Origin of the sequence: Micromonospora sp. NPDC047738 (assembly GCF_040642675.1) — a bacterium.
Taxonomy (GTDB): domain Bacteria; phylum Actinomycetota; class Actinomycetes; order Mycobacteriales; family Micromonosporaceae; genus Micromonospora.
Genome location: NZ_JBEYSO010000013.1, coordinates 1 through 22186, shown reverse-complemented (window position 1 = coordinate 22186; position 22186 = coordinate 1). Strand labels below are relative to the sequence as shown.

At 73.3% G+C, this 22186-nt stretch carries 22 protein-coding genes; 8 read left to right on the top strand and 14 right to left on the bottom strand.

All coding sequences use genetic code 11. The annotated features are described in order from the left end of the window. Positions 1-183: 183 nt before the first annotated feature. A complete protein-coding gene (locus ABZ783_RS21000) occupies positions 184-1389 on the top strand; it encodes an AI-2E family transporter (RefSeq protein ID WP_357440766.1) in 1206 nt (401 codons plus the stop codon). A gap of 19 nt (positions 1390-1408) precedes the next feature. Here ABZ783_RS21000 and ABZ783_RS20995 read toward each other — a convergent pair whose 3' ends face one another. The 7 genes from ABZ783_RS20995 to ABZ783_RS20965 form a co-directional block, all read right to left on the bottom strand. After that, complete coding sequence (locus ABZ783_RS20995) at positions 1409-2218, bottom strand: alpha/beta hydrolase (RefSeq protein WP_357440763.1); 810 nt, start codon at positions 2216-2218, stop codon at positions 1409-1411. Positions 2219-2284: 66 nt separating this feature from the next. Next, the gene (locus ABZ783_RS20990; protein WP_073836015.1) at positions 2285-2617 is read right to left on the bottom strand and encodes a hypothetical protein; all 333 of its coding nucleotides are present in this window, start codon (positions 2615-2617) and stop codon (positions 2285-2287) included. A gap of 57 nt (positions 2618-2674) precedes the next feature. Beyond that, a complete protein-coding gene (locus ABZ783_RS20985; RefSeq protein WP_357440760.1) occupies positions 2675-3721 on the bottom strand; it encodes a hypothetical protein in 1047 nt (348 codons plus the stop codon). After that, entirely contained in the window at positions 3718-4212 is a 495-nt protein-coding gene (locus ABZ783_RS20980) for a SigE family RNA polymerase sigma factor (protein ID WP_357440758.1), read from the bottom strand. Before ABZ783_RS20980 ends, ABZ783_RS20985 begins: the two co-directional genes overlap by 4 nt. Positions 4213-4253: 41 nt before the next feature. Further along, positions 4254-6044 carry a 3-hydroxybutyryl-CoA dehydrogenase gene (locus tag ABZ783_RS20975; protein ID WP_357440755.1) on the bottom strand — a complete coding sequence of 597 codons (1791 nt, stop codon included), beginning with the start codon at positions 6042-6044 and terminating at the stop codon, positions 4254-4256. A gap of 230 nt (positions 6045-6274) precedes the next feature. Then, positions 6275-7339 (bottom strand): alpha/beta hydrolase, encoded by a 1065-nt coding sequence (locus ABZ783_RS20970; protein ID WP_357440752.1) that lies wholly within the window; start codon positions 7337-7339, stop codon positions 6275-6277. 86 nt (positions 7340-7425) lie between these two features. Next, entirely contained in the window at positions 7426-7830 is a 405-nt protein-coding gene (locus ABZ783_RS20965) for an FHA domain-containing protein (RefSeq protein ID WP_357440750.1), read from the bottom strand. Between the two features lie 284 nt (positions 7831-8114). Between ABZ783_RS20965 and ABZ783_RS20960 the strand changes: the two genes are divergently transcribed. Continuing rightward, positions 8115-9617: an aldehyde dehydrogenase family protein gene (locus ABZ783_RS20960; RefSeq protein WP_357440747.1), complete on the top strand. Its 1503-nt coding sequence runs from the start codon at positions 8115-8117 to the stop codon at positions 9615-9617. An 18-nt stretch (positions 9618-9635) separates the two neighbouring features. On the opposite strand, the gene nucS is transcribed toward ABZ783_RS20960, so the two are convergent. After that, a complete protein-coding gene (gene nucS / locus ABZ783_RS20955) occupies positions 9636-10295 on the bottom strand; it encodes an endonuclease NucS (protein WP_076472317.1) in 660 nt (219 codons plus the stop codon). Between the two features lie 71 nt (positions 10296-10366). On the opposite strand from nucS, the gene ABZ783_RS20950 reads away from it, so the two are divergent. Further along, entirely contained in the window at positions 10367-10984 is a 618-nt protein-coding gene (locus ABZ783_RS20950) for a DUF4126 domain-containing protein (protein ID WP_073835941.1), read from the top strand. Between the two features lie 154 nt (positions 10985-11138). Here ABZ783_RS20950 and ABZ783_RS20945 read toward each other — a convergent pair whose 3' ends face one another. Further along, on the bottom strand, positions 11139-13145 hold the full coding sequence (locus ABZ783_RS20945; protein WP_357440744.1) for a protein meaA: 2007 nt from the start codon (positions 13143-13145) through the stop codon (positions 11139-11141). Between the two features lie 151 nt (positions 13146-13296). Between ABZ783_RS20945 and ABZ783_RS20940 the strand changes: the two genes are divergently transcribed. Then, entirely contained in the window at positions 13297-14199 is a 903-nt protein-coding gene (locus tag ABZ783_RS20940) for an ABC transporter ATP-binding protein (protein WP_357440742.1), read from the top strand. Then, on the top strand, positions 14199-15047 hold the full coding sequence (locus ABZ783_RS20935; protein ID WP_357440740.1) for an ABC transporter permease: 849 nt from the start codon (positions 14199-14201) through the stop codon (positions 15045-15047). The genes ABZ783_RS20940 and ABZ783_RS20935 overlap by 1 nt, the downstream gene beginning before the upstream one ends. Positions 15048-15093: 46 nt before the next feature. On the opposite strand, the gene ABZ783_RS20930 is transcribed toward ABZ783_RS20935, so the two are convergent. Beyond that, entirely contained in the window at positions 15094-15942 is an 849-nt protein-coding gene (locus ABZ783_RS20930; protein WP_357440737.1) for a 3-hydroxyacyl-CoA dehydrogenase family protein, read from the bottom strand. A 136-nt stretch (positions 15943-16078) separates the two neighbouring features. Next, entirely contained in the window at positions 16079-17518 is a 1440-nt protein-coding gene (gene murA / locus ABZ783_RS20925; RefSeq protein WP_357440734.1) for a UDP-N-acetylglucosamine 1-carboxyvinyltransferase, read from the bottom strand. Here murA and ABZ783_RS20920 point away from each other — a divergent pair. Both ABZ783_RS20920 and ABZ783_RS20915 read left to right on the top strand, forming a co-directional pair. Next, positions 17517-18089, top strand: coding sequence for a cob(I)yrinic acid a,c-diamide adenosyltransferase (locus ABZ783_RS20920; protein WP_357440728.1), 573 nt, complete (start codon positions 17517-17519; stop codon positions 18087-18089). The genes murA and ABZ783_RS20920 overlap by 2 nt on opposite strands. Continuing rightward, positions 18065-18484: a VOC family protein gene (locus ABZ783_RS20915; protein ID WP_357440725.1), complete on the top strand. Its 420-nt coding sequence runs from the start codon at positions 18065-18067 to the stop codon at positions 18482-18484. The genes ABZ783_RS20920 and ABZ783_RS20915 overlap by 25 nt, the downstream gene beginning before the upstream one ends. A gap of 21 nt (positions 18485-18505) precedes the next feature. On the opposite strand, the gene ABZ783_RS20910 is transcribed toward ABZ783_RS20915, so the two are convergent. From ABZ783_RS20910 to ABZ783_RS20900, 3 genes are all read right to left on the bottom strand, one after another. After that, positions 18506-19222 carry a DedA family protein gene (locus tag ABZ783_RS20910; RefSeq protein WP_357440724.1) on the bottom strand — a complete coding sequence of 239 codons (717 nt, stop codon included), beginning with the start codon at positions 19220-19222 and terminating at the stop codon, positions 18506-18508. Positions 19223-19303: 81 nt separating this feature from the next. Beyond that, on the bottom strand, positions 19304-20008 hold the full coding sequence (locus ABZ783_RS20905; RefSeq protein ID WP_357440721.1) for a response regulator transcription factor: 705 nt from the start codon (positions 20006-20008) through the stop codon (positions 19304-19306). After that, entirely contained in the window at positions 20005-21210 is a 1206-nt protein-coding gene (locus ABZ783_RS20900) for a histidine kinase (RefSeq protein ID WP_357440719.1), read from the bottom strand. Before ABZ783_RS20900 ends, ABZ783_RS20905 begins: the two co-directional genes overlap by 4 nt. A 131-nt stretch (positions 21211-21341) precedes the next feature. On the opposite strand from ABZ783_RS20900, the gene ABZ783_RS20895 reads away from it, so the two are divergent. After that, positions 21342-21941 carry a methyltransferase domain-containing protein gene (locus ABZ783_RS20895; RefSeq protein WP_357440717.1) on the top strand — a complete coding sequence of 200 codons (600 nt, stop codon included), beginning with the start codon at positions 21342-21344 and terminating at the stop codon, positions 21939-21941. Positions 21942-22186 lie beyond the last annotated feature (245 nt).

Below are 22186 nucleotides of genomic sequence, written 5' to 3'. Positions count from 1 at the left end.
ATGGCGTAAACGATTCAGGCGGGACGTGCCCTGGCCAGCCGGTGGGAGGGCTGGCCGAGGAAAGCCCGGCCGGATAACCTGCCGAGCAACGGGCTGCCGCGTGGACGGCGACGCCCGGCTGGCCGATCCGGGTCACCCGGCCGGCCCGGCGAGCTGGACTCCGATCGCGTACGACGGAGCGGGATGCGGGGAGGTCAGGTGGCGCAGGACGGGCGGCCGGGCGACGCCCGACCGGAGGACGAGGACCCGCTGGGCGCGCTCCGGCCCGAGGACGGCGCGACCGACGAGTCCGGGCGGCGCACCGTCGAGCAGGTGACCGAACCGACCGAGTTCGAGCCGAGCGGGCGGTTCGGCGTGCCGGGCAAGCCGCTGCGCCGCAGCGCCTTCCTGGTCGGTTTCACCGGGGCGCTCGGCGTGCTGCTGGCGTACGCGGTCTTCCTGGGCATCCGCAACGCCGCCGGCATCCTGGTGCTGGTGGTCATCGCGCTGTTCCTCGCGGTGGGTCTGCACCCGGCGGTGGTCCGGTTGCGCCACTGGGGGCTGCCGCACGGGCTGGCCGTCGCGGTGGTGACCCTGACCGTACTGCTGCTGATCATCGGTGGGCTGCTGGCGTTGGTGCCCCCGGTGGTGACCCAGTCCGGGCAGTTCATCACGCACCTGCCCGGCTACGTCGAGGAACTGCGCCGCAACCCCACCGTCAACGATCTCATCGAGCGGTACGACGTGATGGAACGGGTCCGCGCGGCGGCGAACGCGGACACCATCAGCCGGGCCCTCGGCGGCGTGCTGGGCGGCGCTCAGCTGATCTTCGGCACCATCCTCCGGGTGCTGACCGTGCTGGTGCTGACGATCTACTTCCTGGCGTACTTCGACCGCCTACGTGACCTCGGTTATGCGCTGGTGCCCCGCACCCGCCGGGAACGCGTCCGGCTGATCGGCGACGAGATCCTCACCCGGGTCGGCGCGTACATGGTGGGCGCGCTCGCCATCGCGGTGCTGGCCGGGGCGAGCACCTTCGTCTTCGCGCTGGCGGTCGGGCTGCCGTACCCGTTCGCGCTGGCCGTGGTGGTCGCGGTGACCGACCTGATCCCGCAGATCGGGGCGACCCTGGGCGCGGTGGTGGTGTCCCTGGTGGGTTTCGCCACCGACCTGCCCGTCGGCGTCGCCTGCCTGGTCTTCTTCCTGGTCTACCAGCAGGTGGAGAACTACCTGATCTATCCGAAGATCATGCGCCGGGCGGTCTCGGTCAACGAGGTGGCGGCGCTGCTCGGCGCGTTGCTCGGGGTGTCGCTGCTGGGCGTGGTCGGCGCGCTGATCGCCATCCCGATGGTGGCCGCCCTCCAGCTCATCCTCCGGGAGGTGGTCCTGCCCCGGCAGGACTCCCGCTGACCGACCCGGGTGCGCGGGGTCAGCCCGCCTGCCGCTGCTGCGGGCCGGGGACCGGGGTGTCGGCGAACGCGGCCACCGTCCGGTCGGCGTACGCGCTGACGTCGCCGGTCTCCATCGGCCCGTCCCAGGTGGTCGGCAGCGGCACCGGCACGGCCGGGTTGACCCGCCGGACGATCTCGTCCAGCACGGTCTCCGCGTCGCCGACCCACAGGTGCTTGGCGCCGGGCACCCCGACCACCTCGGCCTGCGGCACGGCCGCGAACCGCTGCCGGGCCTCCTCCGGGCGCAGGTAGTCGTCGAACTCGGGCACCAGGGCGGTGAGCGGGCGGCCCGACTCGGCCCAGACGGCGAGGTCCGCCGGCTCGGAGAAACGCAGCGGCGGGGAGAGCAGGATCGCCCCGGCCACCGCCGGGTCGCAGCCGTACTTGAGCGCCAGGTCGGTGCCGAAGGACCAGCCGACCAGCCAGATGTTCGGCAGCTCGTGGAACTCGGCGTACTCGATGGCGGCGGCGACGTCGAAGCGCTCGCCGACCGCGCCGTCGAAGGCTCCCTCGCTGGTCCCCCGGACGCTGCTGGTGCCTCGGGTGTTGAACCGCAGCACGGCCAGGTCGGCCAGCGCGGGCAGCCGCCACGCCGCCTTCCGGAAGACGTGGCTGTCCATCATCCCGCCGTGGGTGGGCAGCGGGTGCAGGCAGACCAGCGTGCCGGCCGGTGCCCGGTCCAGCGGCCGGGCCAGCTCACCGACCAGCGTCAGCCCGTCGGCGGTGTGCAGCTCGATGTCCTCCCGGTGACCGGGCAGGATCGACGACGCACGGATCGGGGTGCTCACCGTCCCAGTCTCGCGCGCCGCCGCCCTCGCCGCCTGCCCGGGCGGAAACAGGGTGACGCAGATCGCTCAGCCGTACCGGGGGGCGCCGCGTCCGCGCTGGAGGTTCGGCCCGCGCCGGTCCCGGGCGCGCCAGCAGCCGCTGTGCCAGTGCCGCCGGTCGGTGAGGTCGCCCCGGTCGTCGGCCGGCCAGGCCACCACGTGCGCCACCCCCGGACGGATCTCCTGGTCGCAGCCGGGACAGCGGTACGTCTTGACGGACGCCCCGCCGGTGATCCCGCGTACCTGCCAGTCGCCGTCGCGCCACTGCTGGACGGTGGGCACGCCCTGGCGGGCCCGCTCGGAGTCCAGGTGGGTGGTCTCGTCCCGGCGGGGACGGTTGCGACGGGGGCTCACGGTCAACAAGCGTACGTTCCGCCGGCCGGACCGGCCCGGATCGGGCGGCCCGGCCGGCGCCCCTCACTTCCAGGTCTCCGGGTCGGTCAGATCCTTCGCCACCTGCGCCCCGGCCAGTACGGTCGTCGCGTCGGCCTCGGTGAAGCCCTTCCACGGCGAGCCGAACTCGGCGATCAGGTGAGCCTTCGGGAGCCCGAGCAGCTCCAGTCCCATGCCATCCGGATAGAGGTAGGCGGGACGCCCGCCGATGGTGCGGTTGCTGTCGCTGCGCGCGCCGGTTATTCCGGCGTTGTACTGGAGGCGGACGGACATCATGTCGGACGTGCCGCGGTAGAGGGTCACCACCACGTCCATCGTGCCAGGGAAGGAAGACACGTCCACCCGGCATCCAGCGATCCGGGCCCCTGCGGGCAGCGCGGTGAGTCGCAGCGGTCCGCCGCACCGGCGCGCCTCGTCCCACTTCAGGGCCTTTACCGCCCGCGCCAGAGCAGCTCGGTCCCTCCCTGGCATGGCGGCTCGGGCGTACACGCCCGGTGCGGGCTGCCAGAGCATGACCAAGCCGCCCGGGTTGCTCCCCAGCTGCCACACCTTGCCGTCGAAGGCACCTCCCCTCGGCGCATCGATCGAAAGCCCATCGATCGCGAGACCATCGACCGCGGCGGCCGTGCTGGCCACGTCGATCGTGACCGGCCGCCCACCCGGGGGCCCGATCCGGAGGGTCTCCACGCCATCGCCCACGACCTGCCAGCCCAGGTAGCGTCCCTTCGCCGGGTCGACGCCCAGGTGCAGCACCTGCGGATCGGTACCCACCAGCTCGGGCTGCTGGGCGGCGCCGGGCACCCCGCCGGCCCGGGGTGGCACGGGGTTGACGATGGCCGGGGTGGCGGTCGTCCAGGGCAGCCTTCCCGGCAGGCCGGGTAGCCCCGGTGCGGTCATCGTGGCGAGGCCGAGTACCCCGACCAGGGCCAGTGCCATGCCTGTCGCGGCCCGGCGGCGCACCTGCCTCCGGCGTCCCCGGGCCCGGGACCGGCTCAGCAGCCGGTCAGTGTCGATATCCCCCTCGGCGCGCTCGCGCAGCACCGAGGCGATCCGGTCGTCGAGGTCGGTCACGGCCGGCTCCCGTCGGTCGTCGGGATGCCGCAGCGCTCCCGGAGGTGGGCGAGCGCCCGCATCGCGTGGGTACGGACGGTGACCGGGGAGCAGTCGAGGATCTGAGCGATCGTGGCGTCGTCCAGGTCCTCGTAGTAGCGCAGCACCAGCACGGCACGCTGGCGGTCGGGCAGCGCCCGAATCAGCCGCCACATCTCATCCCGGGCGGCCGCCTCGCCGCCGAGGTCGCCCCGGTGGGCCTGCTCGGCGAAGGTGTCGACAGCCAGTTCGTGGTTCGACCGCCGGCGCCACCAGGAGGCGTTGGCGTTGACCAGCATCCGCCGCACGTACACGTCCGGCCGGTCGGCCCGGGCGATCTTTCGCCAGTGCACGTACGCGCGGGCCAGGACGTCCTGGGTCAGGTCCTCGGCGCGGTGCACGTCGCCGGTCAGCAGCCGAGCCAGGCGTAACAGGGCCGGGCCGCGGCTGCCGACGTACTCCTCGAAGGTCACACCCTCAAGACGCCGTCACCGGCCTCCGGTGTTGACCCGGATCAGCGGTTGGTGTGGTCGCGGAAACCGCGCCCGCTCTTGCGACCGAGGTAGCCGGCGGTGACCAGGTGCTCCAGCAGCGGCGCGGGGGCGAAGCCCGGCTCGCGCAGCTCCAGGTAGAGCTCGCGCTGGATGGCCAGTGCGACGTCCAGGCCGACCACGTCGAGCAGCTCGAACGGGCCCATCGGATAGCCGCAGCCCAGCTTCATGGCGTGGTCGATGTCGTCGGCGGTCGAGTAGCTGGCCTCCAGCATCTTCACCGCGTCGTTCAGATACGGGAAGAGCAGCGCGTTGACGATGAAGCCGGACCGGTCACCGCAGACCACGCCGGTCTTGCCGAGCACCGCGCAGACCGCACGGGCGGTGGCGGCGGTCTCCGCCGAGGTGCGGATGGTCCGCACGATCTCCACCAGCGGCATGATCGGCGCCGGGTTGAAGAAGTGCAGGCCGATCACGTCCGCCGGGCGCTGGGTGGCCATCGCCACGTCGATCACCGGCAGGGAGGAGGTGGTGGTGGCGAGCACCACGCCCGGCTTGCAGATCTCGTCGAGGCTGGCGAAGAGGGCCTTCTTGACGCTCAACTCCTCGACCACCGCCTCGACCACGAGGTCGACGTCGGCGAGGTGGTCGAGGGTGGCCGACCAGGTGACCCGGCCCAGCGCGGCGTCCCGGTCGGTCTCGCTGAGCTTGCCCCGGACCACGCCCTTGTTGAGCGAGGTCTTGACCGCCTCGCAGACCTTCGCGGACTTCTCCGCGCCCCGGGTCACCGAGATGACCTCGTACCCGGCCTTGGCGAAGACCTCGATGATGCCGGTGGCCATGGTGCCGGAGCCGACGATGCCGACCTTGGCGATGGCCCGCGCGCCGTCGGCGAGCGAGGACTTCGTCGCCACCGGCGTCTGCTCGTCCGGTACGACCTTCGGCGAGCCCGGCCGCTCGTAGGTGTAGAAGCCGCGGCCGGACTTCCGCCCGAGCAGCCCGGCGGTGACCATCTGCTTGATCAGCGGCACCGGGGCGTGCCGGCGATCCCGGCCGCCGCGCCGGTACATGGTGTCCAGGATCTCGTACGCGGTGTCCAGGCCGATCAGGTCCATCAGCGCGAGCGGGCCCATCGGCAGGCCGCAGCCGAGCTTCATGGCGGCGTCGATGTCCTCGCGGCTCGCGTACCGCGCCTCGAACAGGCTCACCGCGTGGTTCAGGTAGCCGAAGAGCAGCGCGTTGGCGATGAAGCCGGCCCGGTCGTTGATGGTCACGTCGACCTTGCCGAGCCGCGTGCAGAGCGCCTCCACGTCGGCCACCACGTCGGCGGAGGTGACCACGGTGCGGACCACCTCGACCAGCTTCATGATCGGCGCCGGGTTGAAGAAGTGGATGCCGATGACCTGGTTGGGCCGGGTGGTGGCGACCGAGATCTCGGTGACGCTCAGCGAGGAGGTGTTGGTGGCCAGGATGGCCTCGGGCTTGCAGACCCGGTCCAGCTCGGCGAAGATCCGCTGCTTCAGGTCCAGGTGCTCGGGCACCGCCTCGATCACCAGGTCCACCGAGTGCAGCGCACCCAGCCCGACCTGGAAGTCGACCCGGCTCAGCAGGGCGTCCCGGTCGGCCTCGGCGAGCTTGCCCTTGGCCACGGCGCGGTCGGTCGACCCGGTGAGGGTGGCCCGGCCACGCTCCAGGGCGGCCGCCGAGATCTCCACGGCCACCACGTCGATGCCGTTGCGGGCGAACACCTCGACGATGCCGGCACCCATGGTGCCCAGACCCACCACACCCACCCTGGTGAACTCGCGCGCCACGACCGGCCTCCCCTTGGTTGACTCCGCCGTTGCCGACATGAACGGCCGCTAAGGTTATGCGCCGGAGTCTGCCACGTGACTCTACGTTGTCGAGACGCCGTGGGATATTTCACGACGTCCGTCACTCTCCGCCCCGGCGCACGGCCGGCCCCGGGGGTGGGCCGCCACCGCAGGCCGGGCACCGACGCCCGCCGGCGCCGCCGGGTCAGGCCTCCGCCGGCGTTGCCGGGTCAGGCCTCCGCGGGCGCCCCGACCAGTGCCAGCAGCTCCGCGACGAACTCGGCCGGCCGTTCCAGGTGCGGGCTGTGGCCGCAACCGGGCAGCACCACCTCCCGGTACGTCCCGCCGGCGGCGGCGTACCGGTCCAGCACCACCCGGGTCTGGCCCACCATCGGCTGGGGCGGGCAGTCCGCCGCTCCCGGCCAGCCCGGCACCGCCCCCAGCGATCCCAGGTACGCCAGGTCGAACAGCGAGGTGTCCGAGACGATCACGTCGGCGTCGCCGCGTACCCAGATCACCGGCGGCTTGGCCGAGACGGCGACCAGCTCGTCGGCGACCCGGAACCAGGCGGGTGCCAACGCGTTCAGCACCCCGCGCTCGCCGGCCGCCGTTCCCGGCCAGTGCGCGGAGGTGATCGCCGTGCCCGGGTAGTTGTCGTCCCCGGTCGCGGTGGTGAGCATGCTGTCCAGCAGCAGGTCCTCGTCCTCGCCCAGCGACGCCGGGTCAGCCACGTACGCCGCGCGCAGCACGTTCCGCGGGCTGGTCGGGCCCTCCTCGCCCCGGTCCTGCGCGGCGAGCCGGGCGACGAAGTCGGGGTTGGCGGTGCCGCCGCCGGTGCCCGCGAAGTCGGGCGTGGTCGGGGTACCGTCGAGGTCCCGGGTCCCGCCGAACCCGTACGGCGAGACCGGCGCCTCCAGCAGCAGCCCGGCCACCCGCTCGGGGTGGTCGACCAGCAGCCGCATCGCCACCCCGCCGCCCAGCGAGTGCCCGACCACCACCGGCCGCGCGCCAGGGGCGAACAGCCCGGGGGCATCGAGCAGGGCGGCCACGTCGTCGGCGAAGTCGGCGAGGCCCCGGGTCGCGTCGACCGGGGCGGTGGCGGTGTCGCCGTACCCGCGCAGGTCGGGCGCGATCACGCGGAGCGTCTCCGGCAGCCGGCGCAGCAGCGGCTCCCAGAACGCCGACGACGAGACGTTGCCGTGGACCAGCAGCACCGGTACGCCGTCCGGCGGACCGGCCACCCGCACCGACTGGGTGATGCCGTTGGCCTGGACGGTGTGCCGTGTGCTCCGCATCCGCGCATGCTGGCACACCGGCCCGACCCGGTCCATGTGCCCGCTCCCCATCCCGGGCCGCTCCCCGGTGTGGACGGGCCCGGTGGTCAGGAGTGCGCGTCGACCGGCAGCGACCGGGCCTCGCGCGGCACGGGCACCCGTGGGGCCGACGGCCGGGGCAGCGGCACGGTCGGCCGGTGGCTCGGGGCCGGGAGGCCGAAGCTCATCCCGACCGGGTCGGTCCGGGCCACGCCCGGGTCGAAGTAGCGCAGGTCGGTACGGCCGAGCCGGACCACGTCACCGTCGGAGAGCGGCACGCTACCGCTGATCCGCTGGTCGTTGAGCCAGGTGCCGTTGGTCGAGCCGAGGTCGGTCAGCCAGGCCCCCTCGGGGGTCAGCTGCACCGTGGCGTGCCGCCGGCTCAGATGCGCGTCGGCGAGCACGATGTGGGCGCTCGGCGCCCGGCCGATCACCAGCGGGTCCCGACCGACGCGGAAGCTGAGTCCGCGCATCGCCCCACCCGACACCGTCAAAAGCGGCATCAGCTCCGGATGTTCCTCCATTGACAGTCGCCCCTCCGGTCGCCCTGCGGCGTCAGCCTGCCAGCTCACCGTAATCGCCGTCACCACCGGGTGGTCACCCCCGCGACCCCGGCCGGTCAACTTCCGTTCGCCGTTTCGGCTTCATTCACCAGTCACGTCCGTCGATCCCCCGGACTTCCGGCGTCGCAGCCAGGGGCAGGTCACGCGGGACGCCGGACCTACCGGCGAGTAACGTTCGGGTCTAGACTTCGGCCATGACGGCTGTGCATGTCCCGGGGACCCCGATCATCGAGGACGGTCGGCTGGTGTCCACCAGCCCGGCCACCGGCGCTGAGGCCGGACGGCTCCCGGTGGCGACCGCGGCGGACGTACGGGACGCGGTCGAACAGGCGCGCGCCGCCAGTCAGTGGTGGGCCGGGCTGGGCTTCACCGGCCGCCGGCAGCGGCTGCTGCGCTGGCGCGGCGTCCTCGCCGGACGGATCGAGGAACTGGCCGAACTGGTGCACGCCGAGGGCGGCAAGCCGGTCGGCGACGCGGTCGTCGAGATCCTCACCGCGCTGGAGCACATCGACTGGGCCGCCCGCAACGCCCGCCGGGTGCTCGGGCCACGCCGGGTGCGCACCCGGCTGATCCTCGCCGAGTTCGCCGGACACCTCGAATACCAGCCGTACGGGGTGGTCGGGGTGATCGGCCCGTGGAACTACCCCGTCTTCACCCCGATCGGCTCCGCCGCGTACGCCCTCGCCGCCGGCAACGCGGTGGTGTTCAAGCCGAGCGAGTACACCCCGACCGTCGGGCAGTGGCTGGTGGACCGCTTCGCCGAGGTGGTGCCGGAGCAGCCCGTCCTCACCGCCGTGCACGGGCTCGGCGACGTGGGTGCCGCGCTGTGCCGCTCCGGGGTCGGCAAGCTCGCCTTCACCGGCTCCACCGCCACCGCCAAGAAGGTGATGGCGGCCTGTGCCGAAACCCTCACCCCGGTGCTGCTCGAGGCGGGCGGCAAGGACGCGATGATCGTGGACGCCGACGCCGACCTAAACGCCGCCGCCGAGGCATGCGTCTGGGGCGCGCTGACCAACGCCGGCCAGACCTGCATCGGCATCGAGCGGGTCTACGCCGTCGACCCGGTCTACGACGCCTTCCTCGACAAGGTGGTGGCGAAGGCCGGCCGGCTCACCGTCGGCCCGGAGGGTGCCGACATCGGCCCGATCACCATGCCCGCCCAGCTCGACATCATCCGCCGGCACATCGACGACGCGGTCGCCCGCGGCGGCCGGGCGGTGCTCGGCGGCCCCGAGGCGGTGCGACCGCCGTACGTGCACCCGACCGTGCTGGTGGACGTACCGGAGGACTCGGCCGCCGTCCGCGAGGAGACCTTCGGCCCGACCCTGACGGTCAACCGGGTCCGCGACGTCGACGAGGCCGTCGAGCGGGCCAACGCCCTCCCGTACGGTCTCGGGGGTTCGGTCTTCGGCCGGAAGCGGGCGGTGGCGGTCGCGCGGCGGCTGCGCTCCGGGATGGCCGCGATCAACTCGACGCTCACCTTCGCCGGCATGTCCACCCTGCCGTTCGGCGGGGTCGGCGACTCCGGCTTCGGCCGGATCCACGGTGAGGACGGGCTGCGCGAGTTCGGCCGGGCCAAGGCGATCACCCGCCGCCGGGGGCCCTCCCTGCTGCCGTCGATGACCTTCGAACGCACCCCGGCCGACGTCGCCCGCCTGGTCAAGGCCGCCAAGCTGAGGTACGGCCGGGGCCGCTGACGGTCGGCGGACCCGGAATCAGAACAGGGTCAGCTCGTCGCGCTCGATGCCGCGCAGCTTGTCGTAGTCGACCACGACGCAGCGGATCCCGCGGTCGGTGGCGAGCACCCGGGCCTGCGGCTTGATCTCCTGGGCGGCGAACACACCGGCGACCGGGGCCAGCAGCGGATCGCGGTTCATCAGCTCCAGGTAGCGGGTGAGTTGCTCCACGCCGTCGATCTCGCCGCGCCGCTTCACCTCGACCGCGACCGCACCCTGGTTGGCGTCCCGGCAGAGCAGGTCGACCGGGCCGATCGCGGTCATGTACTCCCGCCGGACCAGCGTGAAGCCCTCGCCCAGGGTCTCCGGGTTGGCGGCCAGCAGCTCCTGCAGGTGGGCCTCCACACCGTCCTTACGCAGGCCCGGGTCGACACCCAGCTCGTACGAGGTGTCCTGGAAGATCTCCTCCAGGGTGATGCGCAGCTCCTCGCCGGCCTTGTTGACCACCCGCCAGACGCCGGGGGCCTCCTCCAACCGGCACGGCGGGCTCATCCAGTTCAACGGCTTGTACGCCCGGTCGTCCGCGTGGATCGACACCGAGCCGTCCGCCTTCACCATGAGCAGCCGGGTGGCCGGCGGCAGGTGTGCCGAGAGCCGTCCGACGTAGTCCACCGAGCACTTCGCAATCACCAACCGCACCCGACGAGGGTAGCCGAGCACCCGACGCCCGCCGGCGAGCGCCACTGGCGTACCGGTGCGATATTGAGATCGTGCTCGAAGTCCTCACCGGTTCCGGCCTCGCCGCCTCGGCCGGCCTGAACGCCTACATCCCGCTCCTCCTCATGGGTCTGCTGGCGCGCTACACCGACCTGGTCGACCTGCCCGGCGGGTGGCAGTGGCTGGGCAACGGCTGGGTCATCCTGATCCTCGCCGTGCTGCTCACCATCGAGGTGGTCGCCGACAAGGTGCCGGTGGTCGACCACGTCAACGACGTGGTGCAGACGGTGGTCCGGCCGACCGCCGGCGGCCTGGCCTTCGGCGCCGGCTCCAGCTCGGAGACCGTCACGGTCAGCGACCCGGACACCTTCTTCTCCTCGCACCAGTGGGTGCCGGTGGTGGTCGGCGTCCTCATCGCGCTCGGCGTGCACCTGCTCAAGTCGGCGGCCCGCCCGGTCATCAACGCGACCACCGCTGGCTTCGGCGCCCCGGTTGCCAGCACCGCCGAGGACGCCACGAGCGCGGTGATGTCGGTGGTGGCGATCCTGCTGCCGGTGCTGGTGCTGGCGTTCCTGCTCGGGTTCGTGCTGTTCTTCGGCTGGTTCCTGCGGCGGCGCAAGGATCGGCGTCGGGAACGCGCGGCAGCCCGCGCGGCTGGGTTCCGGGTCTGATCCTTCCTGCGGCGGGCGCCAGCCAGGACTCGGGTATTCACACCAGATCGCGCAACCGGCGGTATCCGGCACGCTGCGATACCGCTATATCGCCGACACGGCGTCGATCACGGCCCGGCTGAGGAGGTGCCCGAGGCGTTGACCAGGGGCTCTCTCAGCTCAGGCCGTTGGCCTCGCGGATCACGGTGACGAGGTCGTCGATGATGCCGGTCAGCGCGAAATCCTTCGGGGTGAAGACTCGGGCCACACCGGCCGACCGCAGCGCCGCCGCGTCACCGCCGGGGATGATGCCGCCGACCACCACGGGCAGGTCGCCCCGCCCGGCGACGCGTAGCCCGTCCAGCACCGCCGGCACGGCGGCGAGGTGCGAGCCGGAGAGCACCGACAGGCCGACCAGGTCCACGTCCTCCTCGACCGCGGCGGCGACGATCTGCCCGGCGGTCAGCCGGATGCCCTGATAGATCACCTCGAAGCCGGCGTCGCGGGCGCGTACCGCGATCTGCTCGGCGCCGTTGGAGTGCCCGTCCAGGCCGGGCTTGCCGACCAGCAGCCGCAGCCGGCCGCTGCCCAGTTCGCGTGCCGTCGCGGCGACCCGCTCGCGGACCCCCGCCAGCCCCGCGTCCCCGCCCGACCCGGCGGCGCCGGAGAGGCCGGTCGGGGCCCGGTACTCGCCGAAAACCTCGCGCAGCGCGCCGGCCCACTCGCCGGTGGTCACCCCGGCCCGCACGCACGCCAGCGTCGCCGGCATCAGGTTCGTCGTGGTCGCGGCGTCCGCGCGCAGCCGAGCCAGTGCCGCGGCCGCCGCGGCCGCGTCCCGGCCGGCCCGCCATGCGCGTACGGCGGTCGCGGCGGCATCCTCGACGGCGGGATCGACCTGTTCGATCGCCTCGGCGCCGGCCGCGGTCAGCGGCGACGGCTCGGTCTCGGTGAACGTGTTGACGCCGACCACCACGTCGGTGCCGGCCTCCATCCGCCGCCACCGGTCGGCGAGCGAGGCCACCAGCGCGCTCTTCAGGTAGCCGGTCTCCACGGCGGCCACCACGCCGCCCATCTCCAGCACCTTCGCCAGCTCGACCCGGGCGCCGGCGACGATGTCGTCGACCAGCGCGGTCATCACGTGCGAGCCGGCGAAGAGGTCCGGGTATTCCAGCAGGTCCGACTCGTACGCCAGCACCTGCTGCATCCGCAGCGACCACTGCTGGTCCCAGGGGCGGGGCAGGCCGAGCGCCTCGTTCCAGGCGGGCAGCTGTACCGCGCGGGCCCGGGCGTCCCGGGAGAGCGTGACGCCGAGCATCTCCAGCACGATGCGCTGGACGTTGTTCTCCGGCTGGGCCTCGGTGAGGCCGAGGGAGTTGACCTGGACGCCGTACCGGAAGCGGCGCTGCGTCGGGTTCGCCACGCCGTACCGGTCGCGGGTGATCTCGTCCCAGAGCGCGCCGAACGCGCGCATCTTGGCGATCTCCTCGACGAAGCGCACCCCGGCGTTGACGAAGAAGGAGATCCGCTGCACCACCTCGCCCATCCGGTCGGCGGGCACCTGGCCGGCGTCGCGCACCGCATCGAGCACGGCGACCGCGGTGGCCAAAGCGAAGCCGACCTCCTGGACCGGCGTCGCCCCGGCCTCCTGCAGGTGGTACGAGCAGATGTTGACCGGGTTCCACCTCGGCATCTCGCGCAGCGTGTAGGCGATGACGTCCGCGGTCAGCCGCAGCGACGCCGCCGGCGGGAAGATGTACGTCCCGCGGGACAGGTACTCCTTGATGATGTCGTTCTGGGTGGTGCCGGCGCAGCGGGCCAACTCCGCGCCCTGCTCGGCGGCGACCGTGCCGTAGAGGCCGAGCAGCCACATGGCCGGCGCGTTGATGGTCATCGAGGTGTTCAGCTCGGCCAGCGGGAGGCCCTCGAAGAGCGCCCGCATGTCGCCGAGGTGCGCCACGGGCACCCCCACCCGGCCCACCTCACCGGCGGCGAGCTCGTGGTCGGGGTCGTACCCGGTCTGGGTGGGCAGGTCGAAGGCGACGGAGAGACCGGTCTGCCCCTTCGCCAGGTTGCGGCGGAAGAGCGCGTTGGTGGCCGCGGCGGAGGAGTGCCCGGCGTAGGTGCGCATCACCCAGGGCCGGTCGCGCTCCGGCAACCGCCCCGAGGGAGCCTTCTCGTCCATGGCCGGAGTCTAAGTTACCGTTCAGTAAAACGGGCTGTGGAAAACCACACAGGTCCATGGAGCGGACCACCGGGCACGAGCGGCGCGACATGTCCGAGACCACCACCCCCCGCGCCGCCGGTGGGTGTGCCGGAGTCGCACACTGGACGTCATGGAAGACGAGCTGGCGATCTCGGTCCGGGGGCTGCGCAAGGCGTACGGCGACAACGTCGCGGTGGCCGGCGTGGACCTGGACGTCCACCGGGGCGAGGTGTTCGCCCTGCTCGGCCCGAACGGCGCCGGCAAGACCACCACCGTGGAGATCCTGGAGGGCTACCGGCAGCGCGACGCCGGCGAGGTGCGGGTGCTCGGCGTCGACCCTGAGCTCGTCTCCGGGTCGCGACTGCGGGGCTCGCAAGCTCGCTCCTCGCGCGCCCCGCGACACCCGGCCCGCGACTGGCGCTCGCGGGTCGGCATCGTGCTCCAGGGCACCGGCGAGTTCGACGAGTTGACCGTCGCCGAGGTGGTCCGGCACTTCGCCGGCTTCTACCCCGGCGCGGACGACCCGGACAAGGTCATCGAGCGGGTCGGGCTGGGCGCCAAGGCCAAGGCCCGTACGCACACCCTCTCCGGCGGGCAGAAGCGCCGACTGGACGTGGCGCTGGGCATCATCGGCCGCCCCGAACTGCTGTTCCTGGACGAGCCCACCACCGGCTTCGACCCGGAGGCCCGGCGCGAGTTCTGGGAGCTGATCCGGGACCTCGCCGCCGCCGGCACCACCATCGTGCTGACCACGCACTACCTGGACGAGGCCGAGGCCCTCGCGGACCGGGTCGGCGTGATCGCCGCCGGTCGGGTGGTCGAGGTGGCCCCGCCGAACCGGCTCGGCAACCGGCAGGAGGCCCTGACCACCGTCTCCTGGCGTACCCCGGAGGGAACGCTGGAGACCGCGGCGACCGCGACGCCGACGGCGCTGGTCGCGGAGCTGGCCGCGCGCTTCGGCGGCGAGGTCCCCGGGCTCACGGTGACCCGGCCGACCCTGGAAGACGTCTACCTGCGGATGATCGGACACTGATGACGACCACCACGAAGCCGGCGACCCCGGTCGCCGCCGCCCCCGGAGCGCGTCGGCCGGGTGCGGGCACCCTGGCGCTGCGGCAGGGCCGGCTGGAGATCACCCAGTTCCTGCGCAGCCGGGAGTCCGTGGTCTTCACCATGCTCTTCCCGGTCGTGATGATTGCCATCTTCGCCTCGATCTTCACCTGGGAGATCACACCCGGAGTGCGGTTCACCCAGTACTTCGTCACCGGCATGATCGCGACCGGGCTGATGACGGTGAGCTTCCAGAACCTCGGCATCTGGATCCCGATCGAGCGGGACCGGGGCGTGCTCAAGCGCTACCGGGGCACCCCGATGCCGAAATGGGTCTACTTCGCCGGCAAGGTGCTCATGGTGGTGGCGATCGGCGTCGCCGAGACCGTGCTGCTGCTCGCCGTCTCGGCCGTCTTCTTCGATCTGCACCTGCCCAGCACGGCGGGCAGGTGGCTGACCTTCGGCTGGGTCGCCGCCCTCGGGGTCACCGCCTGCACCCTGTGCGGCATCGCCATCTCGTCGCTGGCGCGGACCGCCCGCAGCGGCTCGGCGGTGGTCACCCCCGTGGCGCTGATCCTGCAGTTCATCTCCGGCGTGTTCTTCGTCTTCACCGGCCTGCCGGGCTGGATGCAGCAGGTCGCGGCGCTCTTCCCGCTCAAGTGGATGTGCCAGGGGCTGCGCGCCGTCTTCCTGCCGGACAGCTTCGGCGCCCAGGAGCCGGCCGGCTCGTTCGAGCTGGGCCGGGTCGCCCTGGTGCTGGCGCTGTGGTGCGTGATCGGCCTGGTCCTCTGCCTGACCACCTTCCGGTGGACCACCAAGCGCGACGGCTGAGCGGGACGCCCCCGGCCGCCTCGGCCGGGGGCGCCCTCCGCCCGACTCAGTACGGGTAGAAGCCCTGGCCGGTCTTGCGGCCCAGGTCGCCGGCGGTCGCCATGCGCTGGAGCAGCTCCGGCGGGAAGAACTTCTCGTCCGCGGTGTCGGTGTAGATGTTCTTCGTGGCGTTGAGCAGCACGTCCACCCCGGTCAGGTCGACCGTGGCCAGCGGGCCCATGGCATGACCGAAGCCCAGCTTGCAGGCGGTGTCCAGGTCCTCGGCGGAAATCACGCCGGACTCGACCAGCTTGACCGCCTCCATGGCCAGCGCGCAGATCAGCCGGGTGGTGACGAAGCCGGCGATGTCCCGGTTGACCACCACCACCGTCTTGCCCACCCCCTCGGCGAACGCCTTCGCGGTCGCCAGGGTCTCGTCGCTGGTCTTGTAGCCGCGGACCAGCTCGCAGAGCTTCATCATCGGCACCGGCGAGAAGAAGTGGGTGCCCACGACCGACTCCGGGCGCTCGGTGGCGGTGGCGATCTGGGTGACCGGGATGGCCGAGGTGTTGGTGGCCAGCACCGCGTCCGCCTTGCAGATCTTGTCCAGCGCGCGGAACACCTCGTGCTTGATCTCGATCTTCTCGAAGACCGCCTCGACCACGATGTCCGCGTCGGCCGCCGCCTCCAGATCGGTGGTCGGGGTGATCCGGGCCAGGGTGGCCTCGACCTCGGACGCCTCGATCTTCCCCTTCTCGGCGAACTTCTCCAGCGACTTCCGGATGCCGTCGACACCCCGCTTGGTGGCCGCGTCGTCCAGGTCCCGCAGCGTCACCTGCCAGCCCGCCTGCGCCGCGACCTGGGCGATGCCCGAACCCATCAGCCCAGCACCGACGACCGCGAGTCGACCCGCCATCTGCTTCTCCCTCGCCTGATTGAGTGTCTGCCAGCACCCTAGTCGGCGAGCCTGAACGAGTGCTAAGGCACGTCTTCGGGGCCGGGGCGAGGCGGTCGGTCTCGCGGGCGCCGCCGAGCGAGCGCCGTGCGAGCCGTCAGATGGCGAGATCCGGCTCCTCGGGCGCGGTGCCGCGGTCCACCTCCACGCCGAGCGCCCGCAGGTCGGCGACGAAGTCCGGATAGCCGCGGTCGACGTGGTGCACGTGGGAGACCTCGGTGACCCCCTCGGCGCAGAGCCCGGCGATGATCAGGCCGGCGCCGGCCCGGATGTCCGTGGCGCGGACCGGGGCGCCGGAGAGCCGCTCGCGGCCGCACACCAGGGCGTGGTGGCCGTCGGTCTTGATGTCCGCGCCCAGCCGCATCATCTCGTTGGCGAACATGAACCGGCCGTCGAAGATGTTCTCGGTGATCAGGGACGCCCCGTCGCTCACCGCGGCCAGCCCGATCGCCATCGGCAGCAGGTCGGTGGCGAAACCCGGGAACGGCAGGGTCACCACGTCGACGGCCGCGGGGCGGTCGTCGACGCGCACCCGGAAGGCGTCGGCCCGGGTCTCCACCAGGCCGCCGGCCGAGACCAACTTGTCCAGCGCGACCTCCAGGAAAGCCGGGTCGATGCCGGTCACCGTCACGTCCCCGCGGGTCATCGCGGCGGCGAACGCCCAGGTGCCGGCGACGATCCGGTCGCCCACCGTGGCGTGCCGCACCGGCTGCAGCTCGGGCACCCCGACGATGTGCAGGGTCGAACTGCCGGCCCCCTCGATCCGGGCGCCCATGCAGTTCAGCATGGTGCAGATGTCGACGATCTCCGGCTCCCGGGCGGCGTTGTCGATCGTCGTCGTGCCGCCGGCCAGCACCGCCGCCATCACCAAATTCTCGGTGGCGCCGACGCTCGGGAAGTCCAGCACGATGTCCGCGCCGTGCAGGCCGTCCGGGGCCTCGGCGATGACGAAGCCGTGCTCGCCGGAGATGTCGGCACCCATCCGGGTCAGGCCGGAGATGTGCATGTCCAGGCCGCGCGAGCCGATGGCGTCCCCGCCGGGATGGGCCACCCGCACGTACCCCCGCCGGGCCAGCAGCGGGCCGAGCACGCAGATCGACGCACGCAGCCGGCGGACCAGGTCGTAGTCGGCCTCCGCGCCGGGCTGCTCCGGCACGTCGATGACCACCGACCGGGAGCGCTCCACCCCGCCCCGCGCCACCATCGGGTCGACCGGGTCGTCCTCGGCGAACCGGACACCGCAGCCCAGCCGGCGCAACACCTCCCCCATGATGGCGATGTCGGTGATCCGGGGCACGTTCGTGATCACGCTGCGTCCGGGGGCGAGCAGCGCGGCGGCCATCAGCTTCAGCGCCGAGTTCTTCGCACCGACCACGTGCACCGTGCCCGCCAGCCGGGCCTCACCGAGCACCCGGATGACGTCGACGTCGTTGACCGCCGGGTCACCGGCGTCGCCCGGCCCGACCCCGGCCGGCCAGCCGGCCTGGCCTGGCCGCGCCGGGATGGTCAGGTCCGGTATCCGTAGGCTGTGCGTCATGGCCGTCCACCTCACGCGCATCTACACAAAGGCCGGCGACGCCGGCATGACCAGGCTGAGCAACAACGAGCAGGTGCCGAAGACCGATCCGCGGATCGCCGCGTACGCGGACGTGGACGAGTGCAACGCCGCGATCGGCGTCGCGCTCGCCCTCGGGCAGCTCGACGACGAGCTGCGGGCGGTGCTCGGGTCGATCCAGAACGACATGTTCGACGTCGGGGCGGACCTGGCGACCCCTGTGGAGCCGGAGCCGGCGTACCCGCCGCTGCGGGTGACCGAGGCGTACGTCGAGCGCCTCGAGGGCTGGTGCGACGAGTACAACGCGCGCCTGAGCAAGCTCGACTCCTTCATCCTCCCCGGTGGCACCGCTGGCGCGGCGCTGCTGCACGTGGCACGGACCATCGCCCGGCGCGCCGAGCGGGCGGCCTGGGCCCTGATCGCGCATGATCCGGACCGGACCAGCACGCTCCCGGCAAAGTATCTCAACCGGCTCTCCGATCTGCTCTTTATCCTGTCAAGAACGGCAAATCCGAACGGAGATGTGCTATGGGTGCCGGGCGGGAAGCGCTGACCGCCGGGACCCTGCACCACGTGGAGGTCTGGGTACCCGACCTCGCCGCCGCCAGACACAGCTGGGGCTGGCTCCTTGGCGAGTTGGGCTGGACGTCGTACCAGGACTGGCCGGCCGGCTGCTCCTGGCGGCTCGGCCCGACGTACCTGGTGATCGAGGAGTCTCCCGCGCTCTCCGGACGGGTGCACGACCGGCTCGCGCCGGGCCTCAACCACCTGGCCTTCCACGCCGGCCCGCCGGCCGCGGTGGAGCGGCTGGTCGCGGCCGCACCCGGGCACGGGTGGGAGCTGCTCTTCCCGGATCGCCACCCGCACGCCGGCGGCCCCGGAACGTACGCCGCCTACCTGGCCGACGGGCAGGGGTACGAGGTGGAGCTGGTCGCCGCACCCGACTGACCGGTCACCCCGGCCCGGCGTTCAGAACAGGGCACCCCGGCGGGCCGGCGCGCTGTGGCCGGCGCCGGGCCGGCGGGAACCACCCCGCCGGCCGCCGCGTTGGCGACTTCCCCGGACCGGACCGGAACAGGCCCGCCCGGCCGGGCGGCGCGCCCGGCGTACCCGGTGGCCGACCGCGGCGGCGACCGTCGCCGCGACCAGCACCCCCGCGGCGGCCGGCAGCGCCGTCGGCGCCGCGCCGACCGCCCAGCCGAGCAGCACCGTCCCCGGCACCCAGACCGCCACCGCCAGGCCGTCGAAGAGCACGAACCGGCGGTACCGCAGCCCGGCCGCCCCGGCGACCCGGGGCACCAGGGTACGGACGAACGCGGTCCATCGTCCGAGCAGCACCGCCGGGCCGCCCCGCGCGGCGACCAGGGTCTCGGCGCGCTGCCAGCGGCGCTCCCCCACCCAGCGGCCCAGCCGGCCGCGCCGCAGCCGGGGCCCGAGCAGCCGCCCCTCCAGGTAGCCGAGCTGGTCCCCGGCGAACGCGGCGAGCGTGGTGACGGCGAGCGCGAGGCCCAGGTCGAGACGACCGGCCCGGGCCAGCAGGCCGACCGTCAGCATGGTGGTGGCGGCCGGCAGCACCAGGCCGACCAGCAGGCCCACCTCGGCGGCGAGCACCGCCGCGGCGGCCAGCAACACGTAACCCGGCGGCAGGGTGTCGAGCCGGTCCAGCAGGGAATCCAGGAGGGTCACGTCAACCAGCGTGCCGCGCCGGGGCGGCCCCGCCGTCCTCCCACCGGCCGGCCCGGATCCTCCAGGTGGCCGGCGACCCCCTTACGGGCTGTTTCCCGAGGCACCCGGGAGGGGGTTGAAGTCGTCGTCGACCAGGCCGAGCCGGTGCGCCAGCACCGCCGCCTGCACCCGGTTACGCAGCTCCAGCTTCTCCATGGCGGCCGACACGTGCGTCTTCACCGTGGTCACCCCCAGGTGCAGCCGCACGCCGATCTCCGCGTTCGACAGCCCGGCACCGACCAGCGCCAGCACCTCCCGCTCCCGGGGGCTGAGCAGCCGCAGGCCCGCCGCGCGCGGGTCCGGGTGCGGCCGCCGGTCCCGGTCGTGGGCGGCGAGCGCCCGACGCAGTACGCGGGCCAGCACCGGCGGCGCCAGCAGGGTCTCCCCCCGCGCCGCCCGGCGTACCGAGTCGATCAGCTCCTCCGGGGCGCCGTCCTTCACCAGATAGCCGATCGCCCCAGCGCCGAGCGCCCCGTACACGTTGACGTCGTCGGCGAAGGTGGTCAGCACCAGTACCCGGGCGGACGGCTGCCGGTCCAGGATCCGCCGGGTCGCCTCGATGCCGTCCATCCGGGGCATCCGCAGGTCCATGAGGATCACGTCCGGCCGCAGCCGCTCGGCGAGGCGTACCGCGTCGTGGCCGTTCCCCGCCTCGCCCACCACCTCGAAACCACCGGCCGTCCGCAGCAGCAGGCCGACCCCGGCCCGGACGAGCGTCTGGTCGTCGACCACGAGCACCCTGATCATGCGTTCTCCCTGATCGGCAGCCGGGCCTGCACCCGCCAGCCACCACCCTCCGTGCCCGTCGCGGTGAGCGTGCCACCGAGCAGGCCGACCCGCTCCCGCATCCCGCTCAACCCGTACCCGGACACCGGCAGCGCCGGCCCCGGCCGGCCGCGGTCCGGCTCGACGAGCTGGTGCCGCACCGGCCCGCTGTCCAGCACCTCGAGCAGCAGCGCACCGTCTACGCCCCGGACGTCCACCGAGGCGATCGCCCCGGGCCCGGCGTGCTTGAGGGTGTTGGTCAGTGCCTCCTGCACCACCCGCGCGGCCGTCGTCCCCACCACCAGCGGCACCCCGGCCAGCGCGGACGACACGGTCACCTGGACCGCCACGCCCGCCTCGCGGACCCGCCGGGCGGCGTCCCGGATCAGCTGCTCCGGCTCCACCTGCGGGTCGGTCGGCTCGACCGCCTCCGGGTCCCGGAGCACCTCCAGCAGCTCCCGCAGCTCGTCCAGCACCTGCCCGGCCGTGTCGCGCAGCTCGCCGAAGGCGGACACCGCCTCGTCGGTGCGGCCGGTGTGCTGCACGGCGTACCGGGCCGCGCCGGCGCGCAGGGCGATCGCCGCGATGTGGTGGGCCACGATGTCGTGCAGGTCCCGGGCGATACCCGCCCGCTCGGCGAGGCGGGCCGCCCGGGTCTCCGCCGCGCGGCGCTCCTCCACCTCCCGGGCCCGCTCCTCGGCCGCCGCTGCGGCCTGCCGCACCCCGCGCAGGTACCGGCCGAACGCCACCGGCGCGGCGACGACCGCGGCCAGGATGACCAGGCGGATCACCCCCGTGCCGCCGGAGAGGACGCCCGCGTTTCCCCGGTACAGGACGTCGACCAGCGTCGCCCCGAGGTAGAGGGCGTACGCCGCCACCGTCGCCGACCGGCCGCACCAGTACGCGACGTAGCCCAGCGCGACCGCCCCGGCGAGCTGCGGGACGCCGCCACCGGCCAGCGTCACCGCGCCGCCGACGACCATCAGCGCCGACTCCGCGAGCAGCACCGGCCAGGGCCACCGCCGTACGGCCACCAGGGCGAGCCCGGCGAGGACCGCGAAGACCGCCGCCCACTCCTCGCGGGCCACCCCGGCCCGGGCCATCCAGCTGCCGGCCAGGCCCAGTCCGGCTGCGACCAACCCGAGCAGCAGCTCCCGCCACCAGCCGCGCCACCCACCCGTCACCTGGCCAACCATACGGAGGAGCAGTCCCGCCGGCGGCCCTCCCATCGGCCGCCGCACCTCCTCCAGGTGGCCGGTAAGCCGGCCGCCGGCACGAGGGTTGCCCCGCCGTCCCACGCCTAGCGTCGACCAGCGTGATCAGCGACGCGCCGACCTTCCTCACCCAGTTCGCCCGGCACCCACTCGCCACCGGCGCGGTGCTGCCCAGCGGGCCGACGCTGGCCCGGGACATCACGGCCGCGGTGCCGCGGGCGGGACATCCGCTGGTGGTCGAGCTCGGCCCCGGGACCGGAGTGTTCACCCGGGCGATCCAGCGACGGCTGGCCGGCCGCGGCCACCACCTGGCGGTCGAACTCAACCCGACGTTCGCCACCGGCCTGGCCCGCCGGCACCCCGCCGTCGAAGTGGTCCGCGCCGACGCCGCCGCGCTCGGAAAACTGCTGGCGGAACGCCGGCTGGTGTCGGCCGACGTGGTGGTCAGCGGGCTGCCCTGGGCCGCCTTTCCGGCCGGACGGCAACGGGCGATCCTCGACGCGGTGGTCGGGGCGCTCAACGTTGGCGGGGTGTTCACCACCTTCGCGTACCGCCACGCCCTGCCGACCCGCCCGGCCCGGCGCTTCCACCGGCTGCTGACCGGTGTCTTCGACGAGGTGACCGTGGGCCGGACCGTCTGGGCCAACCTGCCGCCGGCCCTGGTCTACCACTGCCGCCGCCCGCTCCGCCGTGAACTCTGACCGGCCGGGTGCTGCGCGTCTCGCGGTTGCTTCTTGGTTGCTGTTGGGGGCTGGGGGCGAGGGTGAGGGGCTTCGGGTTTGACCCCTGCTCTCCGCTGAGGCTGGGGGCGACCGTGCCCGGCTGGCTTGATCCCTGCTCTCCGCTTGGGGGCTGGGGGCGACCGTGCCCGGCTCCGGGCGGTCAGGCTTGATCCCTCCGCCGGTCACGGTCGCCCCCAGCCCCGTCGTGGGCCCTGCCCGCCCGT